Origin of the sequence: Streptomyces hirsutus, assembly GCF_001418415.1 — a bacterium.
Taxonomy (GTDB): Bacteria; Actinomycetota; Actinomycetes; order Streptomycetales; family Streptomycetaceae; genus Streptomyces; species Streptomyces hirsutus.
Map to the genome: position 1 here is coordinate 1 of NZ_LIQT01000750.1, position 3,534 is coordinate 3,534.

At 76.8% G+C, this 3,534-nt stretch carries 2 protein-coding genes; both read right to left on the reverse strand.

The features are described from left to right. A partial coding sequence (locus tag AOK11_RS38240; protein WP_055598196.1) for a ComEC/Rec2 family competence protein occupies nt 1–2,627 on the reverse strand: 2,627 nt, incomplete at its 3' end. Nucleotides 2,628–2,713: 86 nt separating this feature from the next. Next, nucleotides 2,714–3,487 (reverse strand): ComEA family DNA-binding protein, encoded by a 774-nt coding sequence (locus AOK11_RS38245; RefSeq protein WP_079035338.1) that lies wholly within the window; start codon nt 3,485–3,487, stop codon nt 2,714–2,716. Nucleotides 3,488–3,534 lie beyond the last annotated feature (47 nt).

Consider the following 3,534-nt stretch of genomic DNA (forward strand, 5'->3'; position numbering starts at 1 on the left):
CCCCCGTCCTCACCACCGAGCACCGCGATCGCCCCGCCCCGGTCCGTCCGCAGCACCGCGGCTCCGGCGTCCCGCAGCCCGGCGACCGTACTCGGGGCGGGATGCCCGTAGGAGTTGTCCCGCCCCGCGGAGATCAGCGCCAGCCGGGGCGCCAACCGGCTTACGAGGCCGGGATCCTGATACGCCGAACCGTGATGGGCGACCTTGAGGACGTCGACGTCCGCCAGCCGCGTCGCCGCGGGCGACCTCGCCAGGGCCCGCTGGGCCGGTGGTTCCATGTCCCCGAGCAGCAGCAGGCGCAGCCCCGCCGTCCGGACGAGCATGGCCACACTGGCGTCGTTCGGCCCTTCCGCTTCCGGGACCGGCCGGGCACCGGCGGCCTGCCCGGTGGCCGGCGGCGGCCACACCACCTCCCAGGACAGGTCTCCCGTACGCCGCCGCTCCCCCGCGACGGCACGCGTCACGGGCAGGTGGCTGTCGGCCGCGATCCTCCGTACGAACCGGGCCTGGTCGGCGGGTTCCTCCAGTCCCGTCGTCGCGATGCCGCCCACCGAACGTCCGCGCAGGACGCCGGACAGGCCCCCCACGTGATCGGCGTGGAAGTGGGTCAGCACGACCAGCGGGACCCGGGTGACGCCGAGGGAGCGCAGACAGCGGTCCACCGGGGCCGGTTCCGGACCGGCGTCCACGACCACGCCGGTGCCCTCGCCCGCCGCCAGCACCATCGCGTCGCCCTGCCCCACGTCGCACATCACCATGCGCCAGCCCGGCGGCGGCCAGCCCGTGATCGCGCGGGTCAGCGGTGGCGGCTGCACCACCAGCAGCACCAGGAGCAGGGCGCAGGCCCCGCACCACCAGGGGTGCCGCAGCAGTCTCCGGCCGATCGGCAGGACGACCGGGGTGAGCGCCCCGAGCAGGGCCGCCCCGGCCCAGCCGCCCGGCCAGTCGATCCCGGAACCGGGCAGCGCCGCCCCGGTCCGGGCGATCCACGCGATCCACTCCGCGGGCCAACTCGCGCACCAGGCGAGCGCCTTGGCCACCGGCAGCGCCGGCAGGGCGGTGGCCAGAGCCAGGAAGCCCAGCACGGTGGCCGGGGCGAGCGCGAACTCGGCGAGGAGATTGCACGGCACCGCCACCAGACTCACCCGCTCCGACAGCACCACGACCACCGGCGCGCACACCGCCTGCGCGGCGCCCGCCGCGGCCAGCGCCTCCGCGAGCCGTGGCGGCATCCCGCGCCGTCGCAGCCCGGCGCTCCAGCGCGGCGCGAGCGTGAGCAGGGCGCCGGTGGCCAGCACGGAGAGCAGGAAGCCGAAACTGCGGGCCAGCCACGGGTCGTGGAGCACCAGCAGCAGGACGGCCGTCGCCAGCGCCGGGATCAGGGACCGGCGGCGGCCGGTGGCGAGCGCGAGCAGCGCGACGGATCCACAGGCGGCGGCCCGCAGCACGCTCGGGTCCGGCCGGCACACGACGACGAAGGCGAGCGAGAGCGCCCCGCCGAGCAGCGCGGTCGTACGCAGCGAGAGGCCGAGGCGGGACGCGAGCCCGCGGCGCTCGGCATACTGCGCCAGCCCCGGCGGGCCGAGGAGCAGGGCGAGGAGGATCGTGAAGTTCGCCCCGGAAACAGCCAGGGTGTGCGTGAGGTCGGTCTCCCTGAACGCCTCCTCCAGCTCCGGGGTGACACGTGAGGTGTCGCCCACGACCAGCCCCGGCAGCAGGGCGCGCGCGTCCGCCGACAGCCCGTCGGTCGCCGCCCGCAGTCCGGCGCGCAGCCGCCCGGCCAGCCGCTGCGGCGCCGACGGCTCGCCCACCGTCTCCGGCCCGTCCGCGCCCCTGACGCGCAGCACGGCCGCGAACCGGTCACCGCCCGCAGTCGCGGGTACGAGCCGGGCCTCGACCCGCAGCCGGGTGGACGGCAGCAACCCGAGCCATGACGACTTCCCCTCCGGGCCCCGCGCCCGCTCCTGCCCGTCGTCCCGCGTGACGGGACGGGCCGAACGCGCATCGACGATCATCAGCACCGGCGCCCGGGTCGCCACCTCCGTTCCGTCCCTCGCCGTCTCCACCCGCCGCACGTCGGCCTCGATGAGCACGGCCGTCGGGACCACATGGCTGCCGCCGGCCCGCGGCCGGCTGAGCCGGGGGTCGGCGGTGAGTTCGACCTCGGCGGTGACCGAGGCGTACTCCCGCGCCAGCTCCGGCACCGGCCCCCGCCGCAGATCGGCACCGTGCAGACCCGCCGATCCGGCGGCAGCGGCGACGCACAGCAGCACCGCGGCTCCGGAAACCCGCGACAGGGCCCGCGCATGCCCCGGTCCCTTATATCCAGGTTCCGCATGTCCTGGCCCCCCAGGTCCCGGTCCCACAGATTCCGGTCCCACAGGTTCCGGCCCCGCAGTTCGCGGCCCTGCGGGCCGCGGCCCCGCCCGGCGGTTTCGCGGCGTGAGGAGGACTCCGGCCAGGAGCAGGGTGGTGATCACCGTGCCCGCCACCAGGCCGGGAGGGGCGTGCAGCATCACCGCCGCCGTGGCCCAGGCCGCCAGCGCGGGTGGTACGAGCCGCAGGTCGGCCGGTCCCTCCTGCCGGGGATGGGAAGCCCCGAGCCGCTTCCCGGAGGCGGCGTGCACGGCCGACCGGGTGGGGGCAGCGGAGTCCGCGGGGGCGGGGTTCCCCGTATGCGTCCGCCCGGAGTCCGCCGAGTCCGTCGGGCTCCTCATGGCCGTACGAGGTTCCGCAGGTCCGCGAAGCGGCGGTCGCCGATGCCGTTCACTTCCCGCAGTTCGTCCACCGAGCGGAACCCGCCGTTGCGGGTGCGGTAGTCGAGGATGTGCTGGGCCAGTACAGGGCCGACCCCCGGGAGGCCGTCCAACTGGTCCAGCGTCGCGGTGTTGAGGGACACCGGTGTCGCGGGCCCGGCTCCGGGCGCCGTTCCGGCCGGACCGCCCGCCGCCGGTGCCGGACCGCCCCCCGGAGCCGGTGCCGGGCCGCCGACGATCAGCTGCTCCCCGTCCACGAGGAAGCGGGCCCGGTTGAGCCCGTCGGTGCTGGTTCCGGGCCGTACTCCGCCCGCCGCCCGCAGCGCGTCCGCGACCCGTGAGCCGGCCGGGAGACGGTGGACCCCCGGGTCGCGCACCTTGCCGCCGACGTCGACCACGATCTCGGGCAGCGCCGGACCCGCGCCCGCCAGGCCCGTGCCCGTACTCGTGCCGCCGGCCTCGTCAGCGGCTCCCGCCGAGGCCACCGGCGGGCTCTCCGTTCCGCTCCCGCGGTGGGGCACGGCCGCCCCGACCACCTCCGGTGCCCGCACGGGCTGCGTCCGCCCGGTCCAGAAGTGCTGCACGGCGAACCCCACCGCCACCACCAGCACCACCGACAGCGCGACCACGCTCCGCCGTTCCAGCCCGCACCGCGTCCGCACCCACAACGGCAGCCGTTCCCTCAACGCGAGCCCCACCCGACCGGTCGGCCGACGCTCCCCCGCCAGCACCGGGTCCGAGGCGACCGGTCGGGTGGAGCTCGCGTTGAGGGAACGGC